Origin of the sequence: Anaerosporomusa subterranea (assembly GCF_001611555.1) — a bacterium.
GTDB lineage: Bacteria > Bacillota > Negativicutes > Sporomusales > Acetonemataceae > Anaerosporomusa > Anaerosporomusa subterranea.
On sequence record NZ_LSGP01000026.1, the window covers coordinates 113500 to 138459 of the forward strand.

The 24960-nt window shown below is 45.8% G+C and carries 26 protein-coding genes, 1 pseudogene and 2 riboswitches; of the genes and pseudogenes, 19 read left to right on the forward strand and 8 right to left on the reverse strand.

From position 1 onward, the window contains the following. The first annotated feature begins 5 nt into the window (after positions 1-5). The 8 genes and pseudogenes from cysD to AXX12_RS17400 all read left to right on the forward strand — a co-directional run bounded on the left by cysD (position 6) and on the right by AXX12_RS17400 (position 7765). The gene (cysD, locus tag AXX12_RS17370) at positions 6-806 is read left to right on the forward strand and encodes a sulfate adenylyltransferase subunit CysD (protein ID WP_066245475.1); all 801 of its coding nucleotides are present in this window, start codon (positions 6-8) and stop codon (positions 804-806) included. A 39-nt stretch (positions 807-845) separates the two neighbouring features. Further along, positions 846-2570: a sulfate adenylyltransferase subunit 1 gene (locus tag AXX12_RS17375; protein ID WP_066245477.1), complete on the forward strand. Its 1725-nt coding sequence runs from the start codon at positions 846-848 to the stop codon at positions 2568-2570. A gap of 360 nt (positions 2571-2930) precedes the next feature. After that, the gene (locus tag AXX12_RS17380) at positions 2931-3695 is read left to right on the forward strand and encodes a sulfite exporter TauE/SafE family protein (RefSeq protein WP_066245478.1); all 765 of its coding nucleotides are present in this window, start codon (positions 2931-2933) and stop codon (positions 3693-3695) included. A 212-nt stretch (positions 3696-3907) separates the two neighbouring features. Then, positions 3908-5085: pseudogene (locus AXX12_RS17385) on the forward strand (trans-sulfuration enzyme family protein). Between the two features lie 38 nt (positions 5086-5123). Then, a complete protein-coding gene (locus AXX12_RS20065) occupies positions 5124-5246 on the forward strand; it encodes a hypothetical protein (protein WP_269448415.1) in 123 nt (40 codons plus the stop codon). A 192-nt stretch (positions 5247-5438) separates the two neighbouring features. Next, positions 5439-5903 carry a MarR family winged helix-turn-helix transcriptional regulator gene (locus AXX12_RS17390; RefSeq protein ID WP_066245482.1) on the forward strand — a complete coding sequence of 155 codons (465 nt, stop codon included), beginning with the start codon at positions 5439-5441 and terminating at the stop codon, positions 5901-5903. A gap of 137 nt (positions 5904-6040) precedes the next feature. Next, positions 6041-6541 carry a GNAT family N-acetyltransferase gene (locus AXX12_RS17395; RefSeq protein ID WP_066245716.1) on the forward strand — a complete coding sequence of 167 codons (501 nt, stop codon included), beginning with the start codon at positions 6041-6043 and terminating at the stop codon, positions 6539-6541. An 81-nt stretch (positions 6542-6622) separates the two neighbouring features. Then, entirely contained in the window at positions 6623-7765 is a 1143-nt protein-coding gene (locus tag AXX12_RS17400; RefSeq protein ID WP_082816973.1) for an MFS transporter, read from the forward strand. A gap of 196 nt (positions 7766-7961) precedes the next feature. Here AXX12_RS17400 and larE read toward each other — a convergent pair whose 3' ends face one another. Continuing rightward, positions 7962-8789: an ATP-dependent sacrificial sulfur transferase LarE gene (larE, locus tag AXX12_RS17405; protein ID WP_066245486.1), complete on the reverse strand. Its 828-nt coding sequence runs from the start codon at positions 8787-8789 to the stop codon at positions 7962-7964. Positions 8790-9049: 260 nt separating this feature from the next. Between larE and cysK the strand changes: the two genes are divergently transcribed. Beyond that, complete coding sequence (gene cysK / locus AXX12_RS17415; protein ID WP_066245490.1) at positions 9050-9991, forward strand: cysteine synthase A; 942 nt, start codon at positions 9050-9052, stop codon at positions 9989-9991. A gap of 317 nt (positions 9992-10308) precedes the next feature. Here cysK and AXX12_RS17420 read toward each other — a convergent pair whose 3' ends face one another. Then, positions 10309-11193 carry a LysR family transcriptional regulator gene (locus AXX12_RS17420; protein ID WP_066245492.1) on the reverse strand — a complete coding sequence of 295 codons (885 nt, stop codon included), beginning with the start codon at positions 11191-11193 and terminating at the stop codon, positions 10309-10311. Positions 11194-11375: 182 nt separating this feature from the next. Between AXX12_RS17420 and AXX12_RS17425 the strand changes: the two genes are divergently transcribed. Then, the gene (locus AXX12_RS17425) at positions 11376-12755 is read left to right on the forward strand and encodes a methyltransferase MtaB domain-containing protein (protein WP_082816974.1); all 1380 of its coding nucleotides are present in this window, start codon (positions 11376-11378) and stop codon (positions 12753-12755) included. Positions 12756-12784: 29 nt separating this feature from the next. Beyond that, entirely contained in the window at positions 12785-13423 is a 639-nt protein-coding gene (locus AXX12_RS17430; protein ID WP_066245496.1) for a cobalamin B12-binding domain-containing protein, read from the forward strand. Positions 13424-13537: 114 nt separating this feature from the next. Here AXX12_RS17430 and AXX12_RS17435 read toward each other — a convergent pair whose 3' ends face one another. Beyond that, entirely contained in the window at positions 13538-13879 is a 342-nt protein-coding gene (locus AXX12_RS17435; RefSeq protein WP_066245498.1) for a hypothetical protein, read from the reverse strand. Between the two features lie 244 nt (positions 13880-14123). Continuing rightward, positions 14124-14245: riboswitch (cyclic di-AMP (ydaO/yuaA leader) on the forward strand. A gap of 3 nt (positions 14246-14248) precedes the next feature. On the opposite strand from AXX12_RS17435, the gene AXX12_RS17440 reads away from it, so the two are divergent. The 4 genes from AXX12_RS17440 to AXX12_RS17455 all read left to right on the forward strand — a co-directional run bounded on the left by AXX12_RS17440 (position 14249) and on the right by AXX12_RS17455 (position 16756). Further along, the gene (locus AXX12_RS17440) at positions 14249-14956 is read left to right on the forward strand and encodes an N-acetylmuramoyl-L-alanine amidase family protein (protein ID WP_066245499.1); all 708 of its coding nucleotides are present in this window, start codon (positions 14249-14251) and stop codon (positions 14954-14956) included. 19 nt (positions 14957-14975) lie between these two features. After that, positions 14976-15311 (forward strand): DUF3870 domain-containing protein, encoded by a 336-nt coding sequence (locus tag AXX12_RS17445; protein ID WP_066245501.1) that lies wholly within the window; start codon positions 14976-14978, stop codon positions 15309-15311. Between the two features lie 47 nt (positions 15312-15358). Further along, positions 15359-15460: riboswitch (SAM riboswitch) on the forward strand. Positions 15461-15535: 75 nt separating this feature from the next. Next, complete coding sequence (locus AXX12_RS17450; protein ID WP_066245503.1) at positions 15536-15880, forward strand: YezD family protein; 345 nt, start codon at positions 15536-15538, stop codon at positions 15878-15880. 51 nt (positions 15881-15931) lie between these two features. After that, positions 15932-16756: a MetQ/NlpA family ABC transporter substrate-binding protein gene (locus AXX12_RS17455; RefSeq protein ID WP_066245505.1), complete on the forward strand. Its 825-nt coding sequence runs from the start codon at positions 15932-15934 to the stop codon at positions 16754-16756. Positions 16757-16861: 105 nt separating this feature from the next. Here AXX12_RS17455 and mrdA read toward each other — a convergent pair whose 3' ends face one another. Next, positions 16862-18685, reverse strand: coding sequence for a penicillin-binding protein 2 (gene mrdA, locus AXX12_RS17460; RefSeq protein WP_066245507.1), 1824 nt, complete (start codon positions 18683-18685; stop codon positions 16862-16864). Positions 18686-18977: 292 nt separating this feature from the next. On the opposite strand from mrdA, the gene AXX12_RS17465 reads away from it, so the two are divergent. Then, positions 18978-19817, forward strand: coding sequence for a D-alanyl-D-alanine carboxypeptidase family protein (locus tag AXX12_RS17465; protein ID WP_231881944.1), 840 nt, complete (start codon positions 18978-18980; stop codon positions 19815-19817). 3 nt (positions 19818-19820) lie between these two features. Here AXX12_RS17465 and AXX12_RS17470 read toward each other — a convergent pair whose 3' ends face one another. Further along, positions 19821-20723 carry a radical SAM protein gene (locus tag AXX12_RS17470; protein ID WP_066245511.1) on the reverse strand — a complete coding sequence of 301 codons (903 nt, stop codon included), beginning with the start codon at positions 20721-20723 and terminating at the stop codon, positions 19821-19823. Between the two features lie 154 nt (positions 20724-20877). On the opposite strand from AXX12_RS17470, the gene crcB reads away from it, so the two are divergent. Next, positions 20878-21267, forward strand: coding sequence for a fluoride efflux transporter CrcB (gene crcB, locus AXX12_RS17475; RefSeq protein WP_066245513.1), 390 nt, complete (start codon positions 20878-20880; stop codon positions 21265-21267). Between the two features lie 56 nt (positions 21268-21323). Here the strand turns inward: crcB and AXX12_RS17480 are convergent, their stop codons facing one another. After that, positions 21324-22301 carry a 2-hydroxyacid dehydrogenase gene (locus tag AXX12_RS17480; protein ID WP_066245515.1) on the reverse strand — a complete coding sequence of 326 codons (978 nt, stop codon included), beginning with the start codon at positions 22299-22301 and terminating at the stop codon, positions 21324-21326. A gap of 154 nt (positions 22302-22455) precedes the next feature. On the opposite strand from AXX12_RS17480, the gene AXX12_RS17485 reads away from it, so the two are divergent. After that, positions 22456-23385 carry a sensor domain-containing diguanylate cyclase gene (locus tag AXX12_RS17485; RefSeq protein ID WP_066245517.1) on the forward strand — a complete coding sequence of 310 codons (930 nt, stop codon included), beginning with the start codon at positions 22456-22458 and terminating at the stop codon, positions 23383-23385. A gap of 175 nt (positions 23386-23560) precedes the next feature. Here the strand turns inward: AXX12_RS17485 and AXX12_RS17490 are convergent, their stop codons facing one another. Both AXX12_RS17490 and AXX12_RS17495 read right to left on the reverse strand, forming a co-directional pair. Further along, positions 23561-23899: a cupin domain-containing protein gene (locus tag AXX12_RS17490; RefSeq protein ID WP_066245521.1), complete on the reverse strand. Its 339-nt coding sequence runs from the start codon at positions 23897-23899 to the stop codon at positions 23561-23563. A gap of 150 nt (positions 23900-24049) precedes the next feature. After that, positions 24050-24271, reverse strand: a complete 222-nt coding sequence (locus tag AXX12_RS17495) for a hypothetical protein (protein WP_066245523.1) — start codon at positions 24269-24271, stop codon at positions 24050-24052. A gap of 174 nt (positions 24272-24445) precedes the next feature. Between AXX12_RS17495 and AXX12_RS17500 the strand changes: the two genes are divergently transcribed. After that, complete coding sequence (locus AXX12_RS17500) at positions 24446-24910, forward strand: hypothetical protein (protein WP_066245525.1); 465 nt, start codon at positions 24446-24448, stop codon at positions 24908-24910. Positions 24911-24960 lie beyond the last annotated feature (50 nt).

A 24960-nucleotide genomic window follows, 5' to 3' on the forward strand; every position in this document is an offset into this window, starting at 1 on the left:
AACAAGTGGATCATTTAGACAGTTTAGAAGCGCAAAGTATCTATATATTGAGGGAAGCCTATAAGAAATTTGGCAAGCTGGGGATGTTGTGGTCAATCGGCAAAGACTCAACCGTTTTGCTTTGGCTCGCAAAGAAAGCTTTTTTTGGCCATTGCCCTTTTCCATTCATTCATGTCGATACAACATACAAAATACCGGAAATGATTACATTTAGAGATGAAATGGTCAAAAAATATGATCTCGATTTAATTGTGCATAAAAATGAAGCTGCGTTACAGGCAGGGATGGGCCCGGAGCAAGGAAGATTAGTCTGCTGTAAGGCGTTAAAAACCGACGGGCTTCAGCAGGTGGTTACCCGCTACGAGTTTGAAGGCCTGATTCTAGGGATCAGAAGGGATGAAGAGGGCTCTCGCTCTAAAGAGCGGGTCTTTAGCGAACGAAATAAGGATTCTGAATGGGATTATACGAATCAGCCGCCAGAGTTATGGGATCAGTTTAAGACAGACTTTCCTAAAGGGAACCATATCAGGGTACACCCGATTCTGCATTGGAATGAAATTGATATCTGGTCATATATCGAAAGAGAAAATATTCCTGTCGTTGATTTATATTTTGCCAAAGAAGGTAAGCGGTATAGAAGTCTTGGCTGTGCTCCGTGCACCGGGAAAATTGATTCCAACGCAGTAACAATTGCAGAGATCATTGAGGAACTGAAAAACACGAAAGTGGGCGAGCGGGCAGGAAGAGCTCAGGATCAGGAAGACTCGTACGCCATGCAGAAACTTCGTAAGGATGGGTACATGTAACTCTCATAGTAGTATGAGAACGGGATGGAGGATTTTTTTATGCACATAGATAGAGAAACACTTAAGATAGTGGTTGTTGGCCATGTAGACCATGGAAAATCGACCGTAATTGGCAGGTTGCTCTATGATACCAAATCCTTGCCGGAGGGCACTGTAGACAGGGTAAAGAGGATCTCTAAGGAGAAAGGCAAGCCCTTTGAATACGCGTATTTGCTTGACGCGTTCGAGGAAGAACAAAAGCAGGGAATTACGATTGATACCACTCAACTGCAGTTCCACACCCAGCAGCGTGATTACGTGATTATTGATGCGCCCGGGCACAAGGAATTTCTCAAAAATATGATATCTGGCGCGGCTAGTGCGGAGGCCGCTCTGCTGATCATTGATGCCAATGAAGGGATACAGGAGCAATCGAGAAGGCATGGCTACATCTTATCGCTTCTGGGGATACAAAAGGTATACGTACTGGTCAACAAGATGGACTTGATCGGTTACTCCGAAGAAAGCTTTAATGAGATTAAACATACTATGAATGAATTTCTCAGTAACCTCCACGTTTTTCCGTTAAAGTATATACCTATCTCCGCCTTTCATGGCGAAAACATAACATCGCGGTCTGAAAAAATGCCTTGGTATAAAGGCGAGTCTTTGCTTACCGCCTTAGACTTGTTTGAAAAGGATAAAGGATTAGAAGGAAAGCCGTTACGATTCCCGATACAAGATGTCTACAAGTTCGATCACCGCAGAATTATAGCAGGAAGAATCGAGTCAGGCGCTCTACAGGTAGGGGATGAGATTCGGATTTTACCCAGCAACAAGGTAACCCGGATAAAAACTATCGAGCAATGGGTTGAAAAAGACAATCACCAAAGCGCAAGTGCCGGCATGTCTGTTGGCATCACGTTCGAGGATGAGTTTTTCAATCAAAGAGGCGAATTTATCGTTCATGCACACGATACGTCTTTGGTTACTGATATATTTAAGGCGAGTCTTTTTTGGATGGGAAAAGCTGAGCTGGTAAAGCATAAAGAATATAAACTTAAGCTGGTAACCCAGGAAGTTGAGTGTGAAATATACTCAATCAACAAGGCGATTGACGCGACGAGTCTGGAAACAATCGAAAACGCCGACAGCGTAAAAACAAATGATGTCGCAGAGGTCGTTATCCGGACAAAGAAGCAAATCTGTATAGATGAATTTAAAAATAATCAGCATACAGGACGATTCGTTATCATTGATGGTTATGATGTCTGCGGCGGCGGAATCGTTTCGGGATTGGCGAACGAAATACAAGTTCATACTACGCTCGTAAAAAATGACCGTTTAATGGTAGTAACCTGCTTTGATGAGTATTATTTTGTTCTATCTGAAGGCACTATCCAAAAGGTACTTGGCAGGCCGCATACGTTTGGCGTGGGTGACGCTGTTCCTACGGCTGGCAAGACCTATGAATATCCGGACAATATTGATGTCTTGGATCTTCCAACCCAGCTTGTCGCAACGATAAGGAAGTCAAGACTTGAGAATATCATTCGGCTTCGTGAATATGGCTATGACTCTGTTCCTCTTATTGATTCCAGAGGCTCCTTAATACGGCTTAACTCTAAGGAAGACCTCAGCAAGCTGGCAGACGATCTTGACAGAGTAAGTGCTGCTGAAAACACCTTAGCTGCTTTTGCGAATAAGTGGCTTGAATTTGCCAAGTTTAGGAGGATCAGATTTTTGCAGGACAACCAAAGTTCTGCTGTTGAGTATCAGATTTGATTTTTTGCGGGGATCTTAATAAAGCGGTTCTGTATAATTAATAAGTACAAGAGAGCTGATTGGAACGACCAAAGGCCAAAAGTATTTATACTTTTGGCCTCTTATTTTTCCTTAATGCCATACAAAAAACAAAAGGGGGAGAACATTGTGCAGGGCAACTTGGAACCGGTAACCATTCGTGGGCGGCTTTGCAACCTAATAAAGTTCATACGAAAGGAACTAAAGGACCTGTATAAATGCTACATTGAATATGTTAAATCGGTGGAGTGGTAGCTGGCGCATATCATACAAAACTTAGGACAGCTGAAAGATACAATGGCTAACCCTAAGAATATTTGAATAGACCAAGGAGAAGGAGATATGATTACTAGTTTTTTCTTGTTTGCAATAGGCTTTTCTGTTGGCGCCTTTGGTACCCTCGTAGGGGTTGGCGGTGGCATTATTCTTGTCCCCTTTTTCATACTTATACTTCATTGGTCGCCGCAACTTGCGGTTGGTACCTCCTTGGCAATTGTTCTTCTTAATGGTATATCAGGCTCAATTGCTTATATCAGGCAGAAAAAGGTTTATTACGACGCAGTGATTCGATTCAGTTTAGCCTCAATCCCAGGCGCGTTAGCCGGTGGTTATCTTGCACAATATTTTACCCATGCGAGTTTCCGTATTGCCTTTGGCATTCTCTTGATGATTATTGCTGCAGTGATGTTTTTTCGTCGGTCGCCAAAAGGTGCGGAGAAAGAGTTTGACAAAGAGAAGTTTACGTATAACCGAACGGCGGGGATTCTTCTAAGCGTGTTAGTGGGATTTGTGTCCAGTGTTTTTGGCGTTGGCGGCGGAATTATCCAGGTCCCGGCTATGGTTTACCTGCTCGGCTTTCCCACCTCAATTTCCACCGCAACCTCGCAGGTTGTTTTAGCTATTTCCAGCTTTTTTGGCGTGATTTCTCATTATGTGGCAGGGAATATTCTAATACAGCCTTCGCTTATCATTGGTACGGGAGCGGTGCTGGGAGCTCAGTTGGGAGCCCGGTTATCAGGGAAAGTAAAATCACGGGTGATTTTGCTTTTATTAGCTGTCGCCTTGTTTGGTTTAGGAATTCGACTGGTATTAACCGCTAACAGCTAGAATACCGGGGTTTTCCATTTTCACAGGGATTGCAGAAAAGATTTATATGGCATGAATATTGGATTTAGCAGGATGTTTAGTTTATTCCTAGAATATCTTATTGTCGTGGTTGATCAGAAATGCTGAAGACCAGGGAATGTATGAGTACATCCCTGGTCTTTTAATTATCTTGATCGTTACGCCTGCAAACATAGTGAGAGGAGTGGATCTAAATGGGTAATAAGGAAAATATTAGATTTCAAACTAAGTGTGTTCATTCAGGTAATGGCATTGATAAAGAAACAGGAGCCATAAGGCGTCCTATCACCATGGCCAATAGTTATCGGCTGCCTGAAGATGCATCAACTCTCGATTGGAGTGATCCTGATCAGTTAGTATACACTAGAAATACATCAGCAAATCAGATATATCTTCAGGAAAAATTAGCTGCTCTTGAAGGCGGGGAAGACTGCGTAGTGCTAGGCAGCGGTGTTTCCGCACTGGCAGGTGTGTTTTTTACTTTTTTGAATCAAGATGCGCACATAATCTGTTCTAATGTTTCATACATAGCAGTTTATCGGCTGTTAAATGAATACTTTCCAGACAAATACGGGATAAAAACTAGTCTTGTCGATACTTCAGACCTGGATCAGGTAAGGAAAGCAGTACGACCCAATACACGGATTATCCATATTGAAACACCGGGGAATCCGACTACCAGGATCAGTGATATTGCGGAGATCGCAAAAATCGCCAAATCTGTTGGCGCCTTACTATCAGTTGATAGCACATTTGCTTCTCCTTTCTTGCAGCACCCGCTTGAATTTGGGGCCGATCTTGTCATCCATAGCCTGACAAAGTATATAAATGGTCACGGCGATGCTATGGGAGGAGCGGTGATTGGACGAAGAGAGCTTATTGATAAGATAAAGCGCCAGGCCATGGTTAATTTAGGCGGCGTTATCAGCCCCTTTAATGCATGGCTGATTATGCGCGGTGCTGTAACACTGCCTTACGCATGAAACAGCATAGCGAAAGCGCCATGAAAGTTGCTCAATTTCTCGAATCATATCCCGCAGTAGACTTTGTTGCCTATCCTGGTCTTGCCAGTCATCCTCAGCATGAAGTGGCAAAAAAGCAGATGACAATGTTTTCGGGGGTTATTGCTTTTGGGTTGAAGGCAGATGTTGCGACTCACAATATGTTTGTTAATTCCCTTGAATTAGTTATTTCCGCTGTTTCCATTGGCCATGATGAGAGTCTGATCGTTTATGTCGGCCCGGATGATGAAAGAAATCATTTCTATCCGGATGAATTTAAAAATGGGCATCTCCGCTTCAGTATCGGTCTCGAAGCGGCTGATGATATTATTGCTGATCTAAAACAGGCATTTGAAAAATGCGTCTTATAAGCGGAACGGCAAAATGACCTGCAGCTATGAGCTTTTATATGTGGCTAATCAAAGAATTGAAGGTTAAAGAACATCTTGCGATGTTCCTTGGCCTTTTGTCTGTTGTGACAGGGACTGAAACAACAGATATAACAGGCAGTTCGGCGCAGGAGGGGAAGTAAAGCGTGAGTAGAGATATTTCCGGAAAACACTCAACCGATTGGCAGAGCGTAAAAAAAGAGGCATCTAGAGCTCACACTCTTATACCTGCAGAATGCGGAGCTGAGGCTTGTTTTTTACAAGAAGCTTGGATAAGAGAGAGATAGTTGACAGTTCAACTATCTCTCTCTTATAATTAAGTTGAAAGTTCAACAATGTGGAGGTGCTTTCTGAGCGTGTTGCAAAACGAAATCCTTCGGGAAGTAGGTGCGGTCGCCCGCTCAATTCACTCAATAAGTGATATCAAATTCAGAAAGCTGAACCTGCAAAAAGGACAGTTTATCTTCCTGACGCGCATATGTGAGAATCCTGGGATTAATCTCATTGATCTTTCCAACATGTTAAGGGTTGATAAGACAACGACAACTAAAACTATACAAAAATTAGTCGAAGAGGGGTATGTTCTAAGGGAAAGGAGTCTTGCCGATAAGCGAATGTGGCACTTGTTTCCGTCAGATACAGCCTTGAAAACGTATCGCTTTGTTATTGATGAAGAGAATCGTTGTATCGAGGTTTGTTTTTCCAATTTTAGTTCAGATGAAAGGGCTGAGGCGTATCGTCTATTGAAAAAAATGCGGGAAAACATTGAGGCGGAGTGGAAGATAGTAAAGAAGACTTGATTCAGACGGAGCCTTAACTCCATCTGAATCCTAGTCGCACTTATCCAGGGACTTAGCCGCTCTTTGCTCCACTTATAGAAGATGGGAGCCTTAGAGCGGCTTGCTCATTGGGTGAAAAATTTATAGAGGTGATTACTGTGATCAGGCAAGCAAAAATAGACGACCTTCCTTGCATTATGGATATTGTACAAAAGACGATCAAGGAAATGCGCAATTATAATAATACACAGTGGGATGAAACCTATCCTCAGGCAAGTAACTTTGCGACAGATATTGAGAAAGGAGAACTTTTCGCTGTGGATCGGGATAGCCGGCTCGCTGGATTCATCTGTATCAACCGCGTCGAGCCGCTGGAATATAACGAACTGCCTTGGTCACAGGACTGCTTAGCCTTGGTCATTCACAGAATGGCTGTTGACACTAATTGCCGGGGAAATGGTGTTGGTACAGAACTTCTTGCACATGCCGAATGCTTGGCAAGTCAAGCTCAGATAAATTACTTAAAGACTGACACCAATTCTCTGAACACGAATGCACAGAAGTTATTTGAGCGATGCGGCTATCGAAGAGTTGGCGCCATGAACTTTCTGGGAAAAGAGACCCCTTTTTATTGTTATGAGAAATCGATAAACATATAGGTGAATGATGGGAGAGTGAAACCAATAAAGAAATCGAGACAATCACCCTGGGTACTTATACTGAGCGCTGCAGCTATTTTAATGATTTCGATGGGAATCCGCCAATCAACTGGGCTATTTGTTTCACCGTTGGTGATGTCTACAGGGCAAAGTATTGTTTCCATTAGCTTTGCGTTTGCCATTGGTCAATTGGTTTGGGGTGCTGTACAACCTGTGTTCGGAGCTGTTGCTGATAAGTGGGGCTCAGCTCGGGTGGTTGTTTTTGGCGCGGTACTTCTTGCTGCTGGAATGGGGCTGACTCCTTATGTTAGCTCGGAGTGGGGATTGATCGCAACGGTGGGCGTGATCAGTCCTGCTGGCGCAGGTGCAGGAAGCTTTGCGCTGCTTTTTGGAGCAATTGCAAGGCACATTCCTGAGGAGCGGCGGGCATTTGCAGGCGGCTTCATCAACGCTGGCAGCTCTTTTGGACAATTCTTATTTGCACCCTTGACACAAGCACTCATCGGCACGTTCAACTGGACAACTGCGATGTTCTCTCTGGCCGCGGCCGCATTATTTACTATCCCGCTAGCGGCGCCGCTTCGCCAGGGCGAAGAGCCTCATGCTAGCGATCAAGCCCATGTATCAGGCGGATTATTCCAGCAGGTTACTGCGGCGCTGCGTGATCGGAGCTATCTGTGTTTGCATGCAGGCTTCTTCACCTGTGGGTTTCATGTTGCCTTTCTAGTCACCCATTTACCTGGCGAGGTTGCTCTCTCGGGTCATGCCGCGACTGTATCAGCCGCCTCTATTGGAATAATTGGTTTGTTTAACATTGCGGGGAGTCTTTGCGCTGGTGCATTAGGCTCACGATACCGGATGAAATACATACTGGCTGTGATGTATGGAAGCCGAGCAATTATGATCGGCTTGTATTTGCTTGCTCCCAAGACTGTACTTACCTTCTATGTGTTTGCGGCATCACTGGGATTTACTTGGCTCGCAACAGTACCGCCGACTGCTGGACTTGTTGGCAAGCTCTTTGGTGCTCGCTACCTGTCCACTCTATTCGGATTAACACTCCTAACTCATCAAATCGGCGGTTTTTTGGGTGCATGGCTAGGGGGAATTGCGATGGCTAATGACGGAAACTATATGTGGATGTGGTATGCAGACATTGTCTTGGCTGCGGCGGCCGCACTGGTTAATTTACCGATTCGCGAGGCAAAAGTCATCGCAAAATAAAGAAAATCCGGCCTTTTGGCCGGATTTTCTTGAGCTATTAGAAAGTATAACAGTAGAGGTCGTTAGCGCAAAGCCCGCGAAGAGCGCAAGCGTCGCAAAGCGAGTATTTATTATGAAAATCCCTTTGCGATCTTCGATTCTTTGCGTTACGTTCTCCGTTCCCCAAAGACCTCCGCAGCGGTTTTCTGAATTATTGTTATTTCAGTTCATCATTCATGCTGCCTGTTCGGTAACCGGTGAGATCAAGGGTCACATACGTAAAGCCTAACTGCTTGAGGTGGTGATTAATTTTATCAGCCACTTCCGGCTGTGCAAGCAACGCAATGTTTTCCGGCGCTACTTCAATACGCGCCAGATTGTTGTGATGGCGGACGCGAACCTGGCCGCTGCAGAAGGTTCGGATAAAGTCTTCCGCTTGCTCGATTTGTTTTAGCCGTTCTGCTGTGACCGGCAATCCGTAAGAAACACGCGATGAGAGGCAAGCCATGCTCGGTTTGTTCCAGGTCGGCAAGTTCCAAGCTTTTGATACTTCGCGAATCTCAGCTTTCGTCATACCAACCTCTAGCAATGGGCTTACCACGTGTTCAAGCTCGCCTACTGCCTTGAGCCCGGGCCGATAGTCAGATGTGTCATCTGCGTTTGAACCGTCGAGCATCCATTTGTAGCCTTCGTTCTTAGCCCAAGCCAACATGGCCGAAAAGCGCTCTTTTTTACAATAATAGCAGCGATCCTTGGTGTTGGCGACAAAATCTGCGCTCCGTAGCTCGCTAATATTCAGCAGTACATGCTTAATCCCGATCTGTTTTGCGATCGCCTGTGCTTCCTGTTTTTCACGCTCAGGCAGTGTTTCTGAATAGGCGGTAATCGCAATTGCTTTATCGCCAAGTGCCTTAAAGGCGGCTGCGGCCAGTAGCGAGCTGTCAACGCCTCCAGAGAAACCAACCGCTACGCTACCAAGTTCCCGTATATGATTAATCAGGTTGTCTCCTTTTTCCTGAACTGTTAAAGCATTATTTGTTGTCATGAATATATCTCCTCCTGCGTGTAAGGTAGAATCCTGCTCTTGATGGCCATTATACTCGATTTGGGATAAAATGAACATCCCGTTTTTTTGCTGTTGACACTTGTCGTGAAATATGAGATACTATTTACAAATATTACTGGCTGATCAGACATCTGAAGGCCGAGGTACTGCCACAATGAGGCGTTCCTCGGCCTATTTTGTTTGATAATAAAGATGAGAAAAAACCAAAATAAAATAAAAAAATGAAAGAGGTAGTTTGTATGAGTAAAGAACGCGTATTCCATAATCTTACTGAGTTAATTGGCAACACTCCATTGTTGGAGACACAAAAATTTAATCAAAAGCGTGCAGCTGGCGCCCGTATTCTGGCTAAACTCGAGTATTTTAATCCACTTGGCAGCGTCAAGGACCGTATTGGTTATGCGATGATCGCTGATGCTGAAGAAAAGGGAATTTTGAAACCCGGTTCGCTGATCGTCGAGCCGACAAGTGGTAATACCGGCGTTGCTCTGGCTTTTGTCGCCGCCGCCAAAGGTTATAAATTGATTCTTACCATGCCTGAGACGATGAGCATTGAACGCCGTCGGCTGTTGGCAGCGCTGGGGGCAGAACTGGTATTGACTCCTGGCCCGCAAGGGATGAAAGGGGCAATCGCAAAAGCGGAAGAAATTGTTGCCGCTAATCCTGGCGCATTCCTCCCGCAGCAGTTCCGCAATCCGGCCAATCCGGCGATTCATCGGAAGACAACAGCAGAAGAGATCTGGCGGGATACAGATGGAAAGGTCGATGTTTTTATCTCCGGCGTAGGTACGGGTGGTACCGTAACCGGCGTAGGCCAACGATTGAAGGAATATAATCCTAACGTTTATGTAGTTGCTGTAGAACCTGCAGATTCACCGGTACTTTCTGGTGGCAACCCGGGTCCGCATAAGATCCAAGGAATCGGCGCTGGCTTTGTTCCCGATGTGTTTGAACGCGGTGTTGTCAATGAGATTGTGACGGTGCAAACGGATGATGCCTTTGCAGCTGCTCGTGACTTGGCTGCGAGCGAAGGCCTGCTAGTCGGTATTTCTAGTGGCGCTGCAGCCCATGCCGCCACAGTCATAGCCAATCGCCCGGAATGGAAGGGTAAAACTATCGTTGTGCTCCTGCCTGATACGGGTGAGAGATACTTGTCGACACCGCTGTTTGGCGGCGAATAGTCGAATAGTTTCCGGTCACCATCAAAGACAGTCTGACAATCCCTGGCTATATGTGCCGGGGATTGTCTTTTTTGACGTTCAAAATTTGTAAGTTTTCTGAAGCGGTGAGGCCTTGAGCCGTAAGGATCGGCAGTTATTAGCGGCAGGTCCTCTATAAAAAATGTTAGTTGTCCATAGTGGCGCTAGTGCCTCTTGTGGCGTTTGTGCTATCATATCCCGTACTTTCTCAAAAGATTGCGCTCAGCGCTTTGTCGGTTCCATAAGAAATGAGAACGAACAGTCAGATTGGAGTGAAGACTCTAGTCTGACTATTCGTCTTATTCTAGGATAGGCCTAAATTGTGTTACATATTGCTCAAATAATTGAAGACTTTTCTCTGCTGAACGCCGCGGATATTGATGCGTTAGTTTGAAACAAGTCCTCACATACGTATCATCGAGAATATTAATCAGATAGTCGCCGGTCACATTGGCCGAACGTGCGAAGGACAGTGGCATAATCGACCATTGCCTGCGATCATACAGCATATTGAGTATAGAGAGACATGTATGGAATGATGCACGTGGACGGCGACGCAAGTCCCAGAAACGGTCATGCCATAACTGATAAACCGGTCCATGGTCATAATACAATTCGTACGCCGGATCGAGACTAAGGGGATCCACCACAGTTCCGTTTTTAAGTCCGGGTTGTGAGAGCCGTATTACGACCATAGGTTCTGAAAAATATGGTTCTACTTTTACATTTGGCCGATGGATTTGAAGGAAAGCGAAACCTACATCAATTTCTTTCATGTCAACCAGGTTATATAGTTCTATAGAACGCTGTATTCTCACTTGAAAGTGAATCGGCGGCGAAGCTTCATAAAGCGCTTTATAGGCTGGGATGAGAACATAGTTGCTAATGCTGTCAACAGCGCCGATCTGTAAAAAATCCGGCTCGCTTCCTGAACTTAATTGCTGTGTTTCTCTCCAAATGCGCATCCATTGTTCGGCGATTGGAATAAAGCCTTCACCCTTTTCCGTTAGTTCAATCTGAGATACTCCCTTGTTGCGAATAATTAGTTTAATACCCAACTGTTCTTCGAGTATACGCAGTCTTTTACTCACGGTGGACTGTGAAACATGCATTTGTACCGAGGCCTGAGTTAGTGTCCGGTTCTGAATAACCGACAGAAATGTTTCGATTCCAACAATGTCCATATTGAATAACCCTCACTAATATTCCAAATGGTACTATTTATTATCGAATAGAGTTGTTTTACAAAAAGTAAAAATGTTTGTACCCTAATAATAGCAGTATTTTGAAAATTAAGAAATAAAGGGAACAAAAATTTTTTGCAGCGTTTTAGCGGGTTTGAGAGGAGACGAGTGAGTTGAAGAAAGTGAACTTTACTCAATTGGCCTACACCGACCTCGATGAGTTTATTTACGGCTCGGCCCTACGTCCAGTGGCGTGCCGAAATGGGTTGGTGATTGGGGGCGGTAGAATCCTGCCAGAAATCAATTTCACGCTTCCTGACATGCTGATCACAGAAACTACTATGCCAGATGTATTGAGACAGTATAAGGAGATAGTCGAAGGCGCCTGCAAGCGTGCCAAAGAGCTAGAGACTCCTGGTTTGGTCGTGGAACTCGAACTGTTGCCGCCCGCTACCTACCACCCGGAATGGGGTGTTGAAATCACTAAAGTGGTCCGGAATATCATGAACGATTACGAGCAGAAACACGGACTACGCAGCGTACTGCGGATTACACCGGTAGACATTCGCGAAGACAAGAGATCACCTCACATGTGGCGGGGTTCGCATTGGGATGCGATTATGCAAACTTTTGCAGGCTGCGCCAAGGAAGGAGCGGAGCTGCTGTCTATCGAATCTATCGGCGGCAAGGATATCCATGATGATGCAGTCATGTACTGTGATATTGTTAAATCATTATTCGCGCTTAGTGTCTTAGGAACCCGGGATATGGCAAAACTGTGGGATTCGATCGTTAGAATTGCCGCAGAAACTGGTACTATTGCAGCTGGCGATACTGCCTGCGGTTTTGGCAACACCGCGATGGTACTTGCAGACAAACGCTATGTGCCTAAGACATTTGCAGCTGTGGTTAGAGTGATGACCGTTGTGCGCAGTCTCGTCGCCTTAGAGCGAGGAGCAGTAGGACCTCACAAGGATTGTGGCTACGAGGGAGTCTATATAAAAGCTATCACCGGCACTCCTATTGCTATGGAGGGAAAATCCAGTGCTTGCGCTCATCTCAGCCATGTGGGCAACATTGCCGCCGCTACTGCAGATCTTTGGAGCAATGAATCTGTGCAAAACATAAAGCTGTTAGGCGGTATGGCTCCGACTGTTTCTCTGGAACAGCTTATATATGACTGCAGACTGATGAACACTGCGGCGAAATCAGGCATCTCTCATGCTCGTCTGCTGCGGGATTGGCTGACTGATTCAGATAGCGTTCTTGATCCGCAGGCCTATGTATTAAGGCCTGATGTGGCGTTCCGCATTTCCCAAGCAATTGTTCAGGGAGGCAGTCATTTCGAGAGAACAAAAATCGCAGGTCTCACCGCAGTGAACGAACTGAAGCAAGCCGCCAATGCAGGAAATTTAATTATTGATCCTAAAGAAATTAGATGGCTGGATAAAATCCAGGCCCAGTTATCAAAGGTTACAAATGATGAAGAGGCATTTATTCGAGAAATGACTGAAAGTTGCAAGTCGGAAAAATATGACCCGGCGAAATATGATCTAAAGTAAAAATAGCAGGTATAAGAGGAGGAACTTTGATGAGTGAGATATTGAATGTCATTTCTGAGTCTCTGCAGGAGGGCGATGTTGACGCAGTGACTGAAAAGGTTGAAGAGGCCTTGAACGGCGGAGTTTCAGCGTCAACTATTTTGCATGAAGGATTGCTTCATGGTATGGACGTGATGGGGCAAAGGTGGAAAAACGAAGAAGTGTACATGCCGGAAGTAATGATTGCGGCTCGAGCGATGAATGCAGGTATGCGGGTTCTTAAGCCACATTTGCTGGCCGCTGGCGTCAAACCGATCGGCAAGGTCGTTTTGGGTACCGTCAAAGGCGATCTTCATGATATTGGCAAGAACCTAGTCAATATGATGTTTGTCGGATCAGGATTTGAGGTAGTCGACCTGGGAGTCGATGTGAATGAAAAGACCTTTGTTCAGGCGATTACTGAGCATCAGCCGCAAATTATCGCTATGGCCGCACTGTTGACAACGACAATGTCTGAAATGCGGGTCGTAATTGAGGCTGTGACGACAACTGGACTTCGCGATCAAGTTAAGATAATGGTTGGCGGCGCTCCGCTGACGCAGTCATTCGCAAACGCTATCGGCGCAGATGCATACGCGCCTGATGCCGCCGTTGCCGCTGACATCGCAAAGCAAATGATTGGGGCTTAATGATTCACAAAATGCGGCAACTTGATTCTTGCCATTTGTAATTGAAGCAGAAAAGGGATATTCAAGCCTCTCCGGCTTTGAATATCCCTTTCTTATTCAATAGTATTAATTCCCTTATTTCAGGGCTTCTTGCACTGTCGGCTTAATGCGCGGGTCGCGAACAATCTCTTGAACCGTTTGTTTCATCGCTGGATCGGCCAGTACATCTTTCATGGTTTGCCTCAGTTCAGGATCTGACATCATTTTGACCATTGAAGCTCGCGCTTCCGGCTTGTTCATCACTGCAATCATTCTTTTTTGCATTTCAGGGTCTTGTATTTTATCCAGTATCGGTGACTGTTGAAGTTGATCCGCAGTCTTAGGTTGATTTTGCGGTTTTTGCTGTGGCTGCATGCCGCAGGCTGTAATAAGGATCATTATTAGTCCTAACAGCAAAAACTTTGATAAACCGTTCATGGCCATTCCTCCCAATACCCATTTGCACCCTAGTATTCGCGTATTATTTGAGTCTATCCTTAGGATTCCATTTTGTGCCCTAAAAATGGTGGACACTGGGAAGCAAGTATTGCTAATATATATAGAAGGATACATATCTAAATAATTTTTATACTAATAAGGAGTGATCGCTAAACTAAGAATTGTTGTCAGCAGATTGTCATAAAGTCGACACATTTCTCTGCTATAATCAAAGGCATGTCATTTAACTGAAACGCCGAATCCAACAGGTACGGAGTAACATTTTACGGGGTGAAAAGCGTAAGCGCTAGGTTTAGCCTTAACCCTGTCCCGTTAGCTAACTCCGGAGGCGAGAAAGGCGGACAAGCTTTGCAGAGAAGAACGGCGATTTTGATAGTTTTGATTATTTTTATGTTGCCAGCCATTTGTTTTGCGGCTGAAAACCGCGCTGTGCCAGTTCAAGGTGCTAGGCAAACCGAGACAACTAGCGTAAAAAACGTATTAAAAGGAAAAACCATAGTTATAGATCCGGGTCATGGTGGCAGCGATCCTGGCGCTATCGGTAAAAGCGGTCTTGCGGAAAAAGATGTGACATTGGCAATCAGTACCGAATTGCGAAAACTGCTAGAGGACAAGAGCGCAGTTGTTATCCTGACCAGAACTACTGATCGCGATGTACATAGCAGACAAGCCTCTGATGCCCAGGAACTACAGTCTCGAGTAAATATTGCCAACAAAGCTAGCGCTGATGTGTTTGTCAGCGTTCATATTGACTCTTTCGTCGATTCAACGGCTAAAGGAACGACAACGTATTTCGCACCGCAGTTGGTTCGTGGGGAGCTGCTCGCGTCAAAGATCCAACAGTCACTTGTTGAGCAAATTAACTTACCGGATCGCGGTTTTCGTGAGAACAACTTTTATGTGTTGAAGCACGCAACCATGCCGGCTGTCCTTGCTGAAGTCGCTTTTATTTCTAACCCATCTGAGGAAGCTAAATTGCAACAACCCGATTTTATTAAAAAGGCGGCATATGGGCTTTTCACCGGTCTAACTAGGTTTTTCAGCATTGTTGGATAAGGAGGATATTGAAGAATTTATGGTTGACGAGAATATTGTGTTATTTTCCGGTTATGCAAAACTTCCCAGCGGAACGGTTTCCGCTGAGGTATATAAAGTGATGGCGTTAGTGGTGCTGATTGATATACGTACAGGTACAATCATCGAAGCTGATTGTACTCTTTCAACACGCCTTTCAGAACGATTCGTATTGGCAATGTTGGTAGGAAAAAACATCCAAAATGACAATATAGCCCTGATTGAACAAATTAACTTACAATACCAAGGAGCTGCTAAGAAAGCGATCATCAATGCTCTGCGCATTATTTCCGCTAAGTATTCGCTATATCTGCAAGAACGTCAAAAAATGAGTTGACAATGCGGAGCTTTTGATGCTATTATCTTTACAATTGAATAAGGAAACTCTTATCAAGAGAGGTCGAGGGACTGGCCCGATGACACCCAGCAACCGGCAGCAATGCAGTGGTGCTAATTCCAACAGAACGTTGTTCTGGGAGATGAGAGGAAAGCGGATTAGTTGCCCTCTTTCCTCGTGAAAGGGGGTTTTTCTATTAGCCGAACGGAGAGGGAGTGCTATCATTGAACCAACCGGTCATTTCGCCTCCGACGATGGCGATTGTTGTTGACTTAGTCAATTCGATCACCCATGGGACAATAACATTCACTGTTCAAGACGGTCGCCTGCTGCAGCTAGAGCGAAACGACAAGATTCGTTTGGATGCACCGGGGAAAGGCGGCATTGGAGGCCCCTCCCTTACCCCGAACCAAGTTGAGCGGCTTCAAAAGAGGCTGCAGGAGGAATTGAAGAACTTGCAGTTTGGCCAAGTCATTCTCCAGGTTAAGGGTGGCGTAATCGCCCAAATTGAGCGTACAGAAAAACAACGGTATTCCGGCCTAGAAGGAATTTATGGCGATGGAATATAGTAACTAGTCGACCCTGTGAATCTACAAAAAGTATTAGAGGAGTTGTTTTGTATGAAAAGTATTCGTGTTTTACTAGCTGCATTACTTATCATCTCACTCGCGGCTGCTGGTTGCTCCAGTGATAAGAAAAGTCCGCAGGCCCCTGAACAAGCCAAAAAGGCTGCCTTGAAGATTGGCGCTACGGCTGTGCCCCATGCGGAAATCCTACGTGCTATTAAGCCGACCCTAGAAAAAGAAGGCGTCCAAATCGAGATTATCGAGTTTAGCGATTATGTCCAGCCGAATGTCGCACTCGCTGACAAAGAACTAGATGCGAACTTCTTCCAGCATGTTCCCTATCTAACGAAGTTTGCTACCGAACGCAAGCTGCCGCTAATTTCCGCAGTTGCTGTTCACATCGAGCCCATGGGTGTATACTCGAAAAAGGTAAAAAATCTAAATGAGCTAACCCAAGGCGCTACAGTGGCTATCCCAAATGACCCGACTAACTCTGGCCGTGCTTTGGCGGTTTTGGAAAAGGCGGGCTTGCTTAAACTAAAAGCAGGAATCGGTGTGAATGGTACAATTCAAGATATCGCCGAGAATCCGAAGGGACTGAAGATTCGTGAGCTAGATGCGGCGCAACTGCCGCGGGCGCTTGATGATGTAGCAGCAGCAGTCATCAATACGAATTATGCCCTGGAAGCAAAACTGGTTCCTTCTAAAGACGCACTGGCAATAGAAGCTAAAGATTCACCCTATGCCAATGTGGTAGCTGTGCGCAAAGGTGACGAAACCAGACCAGAGATTCAAAAGCTAGTTAAAGTTCTAACTTCTGAAGAAGTGAAGAAGTTTATTGCCGAAAAATATAAAGGCGCCATTGTGCCTGCCTTCTAAGAAACTAAACAAAGCCCGTGAATGGTCGGTCAGACCCTTCACGGGCTTTTAAGATATCCTCTGTGGAGCCCTTAGCGTACTCCGTACTTAACGTTCCCGTTCTTGTCAATCAGTTGTCCCCTTTGGTGGTGTCGGCGGCTGGCCAGCAGACGGAATACCGAAATAGGCCTCTAAGACCTTACGAGCGATGGGAGCGGCGGCAACAGAACCTTCGCCGCCATCTTCGACAAATGCTACAACCGCGACTTCCGGCGCTTCGGCCGGAGCGTAACAGGCAAACCAGGCGTGAGTTGCTTTACGGCCGGTTTCAGCAGAACCGGTTTTACCTGCAACTGTGTGCGGGAAGCCTTTGAATACGGCAGAAGCAGTGCCGCTAGTGGTGACTTCAACCAAGCCCTTGCGAATGGTCTCCCAAGACTCAGGCTTCAGATATAGAGTGCGAGACACCTCGGGCAGGAATGTTTCTACAACAACTCCCTGCGGTGATAAAATTTTTTCTACGATCATAGGACGGTAGGCTATTCCACCGTTCGCTACTGCCTGCAAGAGCATTGCTTGCTGGAGCGGAGTCGCTAAATAGTACCCTTGGCCAATGGCGGCAATTAATGTTTCGCCGGGATACCATTGTTCTCCGTATGTATTGACTTTCCACTCTTCAGTTGGCACAAGTCCATGTTCTTCCGGCAATTCTATGCCGCTGGCTTTTCCATAGCCGAATGTCAAGGCATAAGAGGCTAGCGTATCGGCCCCCAAACGGTGGCCAAGCTCATAGAACACCGGATCACTAGACATGGCTAGTGCACCGGCAATATTTAACCGGCCTAGTCCTTTGGTGTTCCAACCGAAGAATTTCCAGCCGCTCAGCGAGTAAACTCCTTTATCATCAAAAATTTCCGTTTCTGTCGTCAGACCGGTATCTAACGCTGCGGCAGCTGTTACAATCTTAAACACCGAGGCAGGAGGATAGACTCCACTGGTAGCACGGTTGGTGAGTGGATTATTGGGGTTTTTTATGATAGAGTTCCATTCTTTATCATTTAGGCCGTCAGCAAAGAGATTAGGGTCATAAGCTGGGTTGCTAGCTAAGGCCAAGACGCCCCCGGTTCGGGTGCTAAGAACTACGACGGCACCACCTTTGGCAGGTTCGCCGATTCTGCGACTGGTATTAACCTGTAACTCCAGCGCGTCTTCGGCCGCTTTTTGCAGATTGGCATCGAGTGTTAAGAGCAGAGTATGACCAGGAGTTGTCGGACTTTCGCCAAGCCTGCGAACTTCGTTGCCCTCTGCGTTAATTTCAACCTGCCATCCGCCATTGATTCCCCGCAATCGATCCTCCCGTAAACGCTCGAGACCAGTCAGGCCGATTCTATCTTGCGGGGAGTAACCGGCGTTTTTCCGCTTGGCATATTCTTCTTCAGAAATGCCGCCAACATAGCCGAAGAGATGGGCAGCTAGTTGCCCATAAATATAATGACGCACGGCAATTGGCTCGATGATGACTCCTGGCAAATCGCGTTTGCGCTCTTCAATCTTTGCTAATACGGCAGAATCGAGATCGTGTTTTAATCGGATTGGTGTATAAGGAAATTTCTCGCCTTCTTTTAGTTTTGCGTTGATTATTTCTGACTGTATACCAGTCGCTGCTACAAGTATCTCGCTTGTAGCGGCGCGATTTGTGAACTCGGCAGGAATAATCGATACAGCAAAACTAGGCCGGCTCGCCACCAGCACGGCGCCGTGACGGTCCCTTATCTCACCGCGAGGCGCATACTCGGTACGTTGGCGTACACGGTTTTCATCAGCTTGTTTCTTGTATTGAGGGCCATGTAAAAGCTGCATCCAAGCTAAACGTAGTACCAGTAAGCCAATTACTGCAGCTATGATCCCGCCAAAAATAGTTAGGCGACGATTTGTCTCAAATTGCCACATAGGCAACGCTCCTCGAAATTAAGAAAAAGTAACCTATTCTTATGCGCAAGCATGCTAGGCCTCCTCTGTTAGATACAATCTTAGTGTTCCTGCATTTGCACGGATTATCCGAAACAATAAAGCAACTATGCACACTGTGCAATTCAATCCGCCTATCCTAAAACTTCAGATAGGTTTTCTCTTTACTGCAGGAAGTTACTGCAGCAATGAGGAAATAAATACAGCGTGTTAATCAAGAAATTCCAAAACGGATATGAACGATAGAATCGATAAATTATGGCAAAGGAAGTATATGATGCACAAAGTGAAATACAAATCTTTGGGTTGCAAGAGTATAGTACTTGCGTTTTTTTATTTGTTATTACTGCCAACTTTATCAGAGGCGGTTTACCTCATACCGCCGCCAATCGAAGCTGAAGCTGCAATTATAATGGATGCTGGAACGAAAACAGTTCTGTATGAAAAAGAACCAGATAAAAGGATGTTCCCGGCCAGTACGACCAAGATCATGACATTTATGCTGGCCCAAAAGTTGGGTTCACTTGATTCGACCGTTACGGTTAGTTCAAAGGCGGCTGGTTGCGAAGGCTCTAGTTTAGAGTTATCTAAAGGTGACCAGATTAATTTGCGGGGGTTGCTGTACGGCCTTATGCTAGTATCAGGAAATGATGCCGCCGAGGCCGTCGCCGAACATATCGGCGGTTCCATCCCTCAATTTGTCCGCCAGATGAATGATGAGGCTGCCTTGATTGGCGCTCGAAACACTCGCTTCGTTAATCCGCATGGTTTGCCTGACCCCGGACACTACACGACAGCTTATGACTTGGCATTAATAACTGCTCAGGCTCTGCGAAACCCTGAATTTTCGAAAGTGTCCAGTACCAAATCGACGACAATTACCTTTATTAATGGTAAAACTCGACGCCTAGATAACACCAACAAATTATTAGGAGCGTACCGGGGCATTAATGGTGGTAAAACTGGTTATACAGAGGCGGCTGGCGACTGTTTAGTGGTTACCGCGAAGCGGGGAGAAGTCCAACTGATTGTAGTCGTCCTGAATGATGATGAACGATGGGCTGATGCGAGGAGTTTGTTGGACTTTGGCTTCGCTCACAGAGGCATTCAGTGAGAGTTAAGCGCCTCGACAATCAAATAACGGAACAAAGCTTTCTGAGACTGCACCGCCTTCTTGAATGAAACCGTTTTCTACACCAAGTGCAAGCGCGTAGTCGACTAGATCGGCATACTCCTCAGCCGACAAGCAGTGGCATAGCGTTGGATGGTTTACGGCCTGGTGGAGCGGGGTATATTGATTCATTAGACTAAGATAGACCGAGTGGCCAAACGTTTCATATACATAACGGATGACTGCTCTTGAATCCTCAGCCATGCCGGGCAATGCCAGATGGCGGATAATGACGCCGCGAGTCATTATTCCGTCGCTGTCAAAGATGGGCTCACCAATTTGTTGAACCATGGCGCTGATTGCCGCCGAGGCATAGCGGAAATAGTCAGGAGCTTGCGAATAGGCAGTGGAGTATCTCTCATCAATATACTTAAGATCAGGTAAATAGATATCCACTAGTCCTCGCAATTGCTCAATTACAGCTTTTGAATCATAAGCATTGGTGTTATAAATAATAGGGAGGACTAATCCCATGCGTTTTGCCAGCGTAAGCGCTTCAGCGATTTGTGCCGCATAGTGACCGGGAGTGACTAAATTGATATTGTGCGCGCCGCGCTGTTGCTGCTCGAGAAAGATGTCAGCCAATCTCTCGACAGAGACTTCTTTGCCGGCAGTCCCCTGGCTGATCGCATGGTTCTGGCAGAACAGACACCGTAAGTTGCAGTGTGAAAAGAATACTGTACCAGACCCTCTGGTTCCGGAAAGGCACGGTTCTTCCCAATGATGTAAAGAAACAAGGCCGAGGCGAGGCAAGTTTCCCGCCTGGCAAAAGCCGACCTGACCGACCAAACGGTTGACACCGCATTGGCGGGGGCAGAGTTGGCAGGAAGCAAGTAGTTCTCTGTACATGTTATTCATCCTCTCCATATGCTGATTGTAATGGAATGTCAGAGCTGTCGCAAGTTAATTAACATAGATTAAGGGATCATTGCTTGCGAAAATATCCTGTGATCAAATATGGAAAGAAAACACTACTATCCGGAGAAAGGCATGACGATTTGATATGGATGCAAGTGAATGGAGAGTGTTGGCAACGGTTGCTTTTGGCGGAGGAGTGGGAAGTGTTTGTCGTTATGCGGCTACGCTTTGGACGACTAACCGCTTTGGAACAGTTATGCCCTATGGAACTCTATTGGTCAATGTGGTTGGCTGTTTTATTATTGGCTTATTCATGACAGTAACGACAGAGCGGATTATCATCAATCCGTATTGGCGACTGCTGCTTTCAGTGGGCTTTTTGGGAGGACTGACGACATTTTCATCGTTTAGTTATGAAACATGGCGGTTGCTGATGGATGGGGAAGTGCTATGGGCGGCGGGAAATATCACTTTAAATCTTATCGTCGGTTTAGTAGCTACCTGGTTAGGCATAGCATTAGGCAGATTATTGTAATATAAAAAGCAGGAGCATTTAGGTAAATCCTAGACGTTCCTGCTTTTTGCATGTTGTCAGCGAAAATTAACTTCGTTGTTTACACATGATGGTAACCGCTCTCCGCGCAATCCGGCCAGCAAATTATCGACAGCCATCATTGCCATGCGGGTTCTAGTTTCAGGGGTTGCGCTGCCGATATGGGGCGTTATGAGAATATTTGGCAGGCTTAACAGTGGATGGTCGCCCGGTATTGGTTCTGGATCGGTAACATCTAAAGCGGCGAAAGCAATCACGTTGTTAACAAGCGCATGATAAAGCGCTTCAGTATCGACAACCGCTCCTCTAGCAGCATTGATAAAATGTGCAGAGGGCTTCATTTTAGCAAAGGCATTTGTATTAAACAAATGGCGGGTCTCAGCTGTCAAGGGTGTAAGCACAACAATGCAGTCTGACTGACTAAGAAGTTGTTCAAACGGAACCCACTGTGTCCCTTGAAATTCTCCGACCGGTCGAGGCTTACGGTTGTGGTATATGATATTCATTCCGCAGGCTTGGGCCCTTCTAGCCACGCCCGAACCGATCGCGCCCATGCCAACAATACCCAGAGTTTTGCCATACAGATCAATGCCAAACGGGATATCCGAGGATTTTTGCCAGCGACCACTCCTCACCATATCCCAGCCTTGCGTGATTCGTCTGGCTGCCGTCAGCAGCAGAGTAAAGGCCAAATCGGCGGTGGTTTCTGTTAATGCACTTGCCGTATTACCTAACGGTATGCCGTGATCCGTACAAGCAGCTAAATCGACATTGTCATAACCGGCTGATGGTTGAGAGATGACTCTAAGTTGCGGGGTTTGTGCCAAAAGTGCATCATTAATATGAGCAAAGCCAGAATTGTAGAGACCTTCTGCATCTCGTAGCCATTCCTGCAGCGTCTCAGTTGGTATAGGCTTATTAGGATCATCCCATGCCTTGACTTCACAATGCTGTTTGATCGTTTCAAGAGCTAATGGAAGGATCTTGCCAGTTACGACTACTCTAAACTTCACCATCGTCTACCTCCTTATTCATCTAGTACAATATTCACCATCAAAAGCAGCTTTCCTTTGAAAAAGAGTGAAACAAAATTTTTCGACAAGAAGGATTCCATAATTTTCCATAGAACAATATAGAGGTGAACTGTGATACTGAAGGATGGGAACAGGTATGATAACCATAAGAGCTAATACTATAGAAGGATCTGTTACAGATACGGCGCCACTTTGGTTTGGAACAAACGTAGGCGACGCTGAAAAAAAGATATGTTTTCAGCAGATCTTCGAAGTTGCTCCAGTTGCCATGCTTATTTGTAATCTGGCTGGCGGATGTATTTGGGCTAATTCGGCCTTTTATGAGCTTGTGGGTTATGCGTTCAGTGATAATCTCGCGCTCTACAGTCGTGATTTTGTTCATCCCGATGATCTGGAAACCGAGTTGCAATTTATACAGGCACTTCAGAAACGAAGTTCTCCTCAGAGGGTGAACAAAGTCCGTTATATTAGAGGCGACGGCAGGGTCATCGACGTAGAGCAGCACGCTACTGTTCTACAGGATAGTAACAGCGGTTACATTATCATGCAAGTTATTGATACCACAAAACAAAAGCAGTTAGAAACAGATATGCGCTTCATGGCCTTTCATGATGCATTGACCGGCCTGGGCAATCGGCTGCAATTTCAGGAGAAATTAGCATTTGCTTTGCAGCAGGCTGAGCAGGAACACACTGGTATGGGGATCGTGTTTCTTGATCTCGATCGGTTTAAACTGATTAATGATACTATCGGACATCAGGCTGGCGATCAGGCACTGCGGGAAATAGGCCGCCGGCTAGCCGGATGTGTACGTAAAAGCGATACAGTGGCACGGGTTGGCGGTGATGAGTTTATCGTTCTTTTGCCAACAATCAGCAATCGCGCAGATGCGAGAAGAATTGCAGAAAAGATGATCATAGCGATTGAGAAGCCCTTGTGTCTGGCTGATTGCCAGTTTAGTCTGCAGGCGAGTTTTGGAGTAGCAGTTTTTCCTGATGACGGACAGGACGCAGACAGCTTGATCGCAGCAGCCGACTTGGCGATGTATCGCTGCAAAGGGCGTTGATAAAGGCCAATCTGCGTTGTTAGCCCCGGAAAGTCCATTGCTTGCGTACCCGCATCGTACGCGGCGCGGCTGGATTTCCGGGGCTGCCTAGCATCTCGCCCTTTCTGAACGCCCTTGAGTAATAGAAGTAAATAGCAGAAGATCGGGAAAGCGATTAAGCTATCCCGATCTTCTGCTATTTAAAGGACACGACAAGCAGCATTTTAAAGTTTTCAGTCGCGTCAAGCCCGTGTGGTACATTTGATGGCATGACGACCGTTTGACCGGCTTTAGCGTCAATGGTTTTATCACCAATGGAAATTCTGGCTTGGCCATCGATGATGTAGACTAAGGCGTCACCAGGAGCCGAGTGAGTGCTGATGCCTTCACCCTGAGCGAATGCGAACAGCGTCATGCTCATGGCGTCATTTTGCACTAGCGTAAGGCTGACCACGCGTCCTTCTTGGTATTCTACCAGTGATTCTAGTGTAAGCGCTTCACTGAAAGCGATATTTTTTATGAATTTCTTTTCCATATTGAATTCCTCCCTGTATTTCTATGATTTTATTGTAGCAATGATTAGTAGATCAAACGGTGATGCGAATCACAATTAGAATAATCTTTTGTATTCAAATGCGAAAAGACTGAATGCAATCATAGATGCATTCAGTCTGAGTGTCTAATGCTACTCATGAATCTCTATTGTATTCTGCTCACTAATCTCGATGTCATCACTATCCACTTTTTCTTGTTGTTCCCAAAGCATTGTGCGGGCAAGGTATTTTGCGGTGTGAAGATTGCGGGCTTTGAGTTGCTGGTCAGCAGCGTTGATGGTATGGTTGACGCCGGCTTCGTGGGCTAGAGGCTGATCAACGCGACCGGAATGATTCTCGTTAAAATCCTCCATAATTCCGCCTCCTATTCGAATTTCAATCTCTTAATAGGTTTGCCTTTGGCACGAGAAATATCAGAGGAAGTTTCTGCCGTTGAGACGGTGCTATTTCCCAGTGACTGCAATTTCGATTTTGTGTTATAGTAGACATAACGAATTGCTATTCGTTACATAGAAAGGATGGTGCAGGTGTTAAAAAAACGCTCGCTAGTGATTTTCTTGACTGCAATCGTAGTAATGGCTTTATTCGTCGGGGGATGTTCGGGAACAGTTGAACGCGTTCGCGGACTGGAGCCTGAGGCTGTTGTGAAAACCGCGTTTGAAGCGGCTAAATCGCAGAAAATAATGAAAGCCGCAGCCTATGTGGCGCCAAGTGCCTTGACCGATGTTGACGCTGATACTATGACTAAGTTATTGACCGGCTTTGGCGTTGACGATATAAAGACAGCCAATCTGCTTTCCGTTAAAAAGGTTTCAGCCAGAGGGGACTTCGCTGTAGTAGTGGCTACCATACATCAGGAAAACACCTTGAAAATTAGTGTTAAGACTATCGGTCTTGAAAAAATTGAAGATGAATGGTACATCATTCCAACAGATAGAATTGTTCAAGATACAAAGTACCGCCTGCTAGCCGAGCTGTTAGGTGGCATATAAGCGTTAACACAATTTACCCGACCGTCAACAAGTAGCCCTATTTGTTTGAC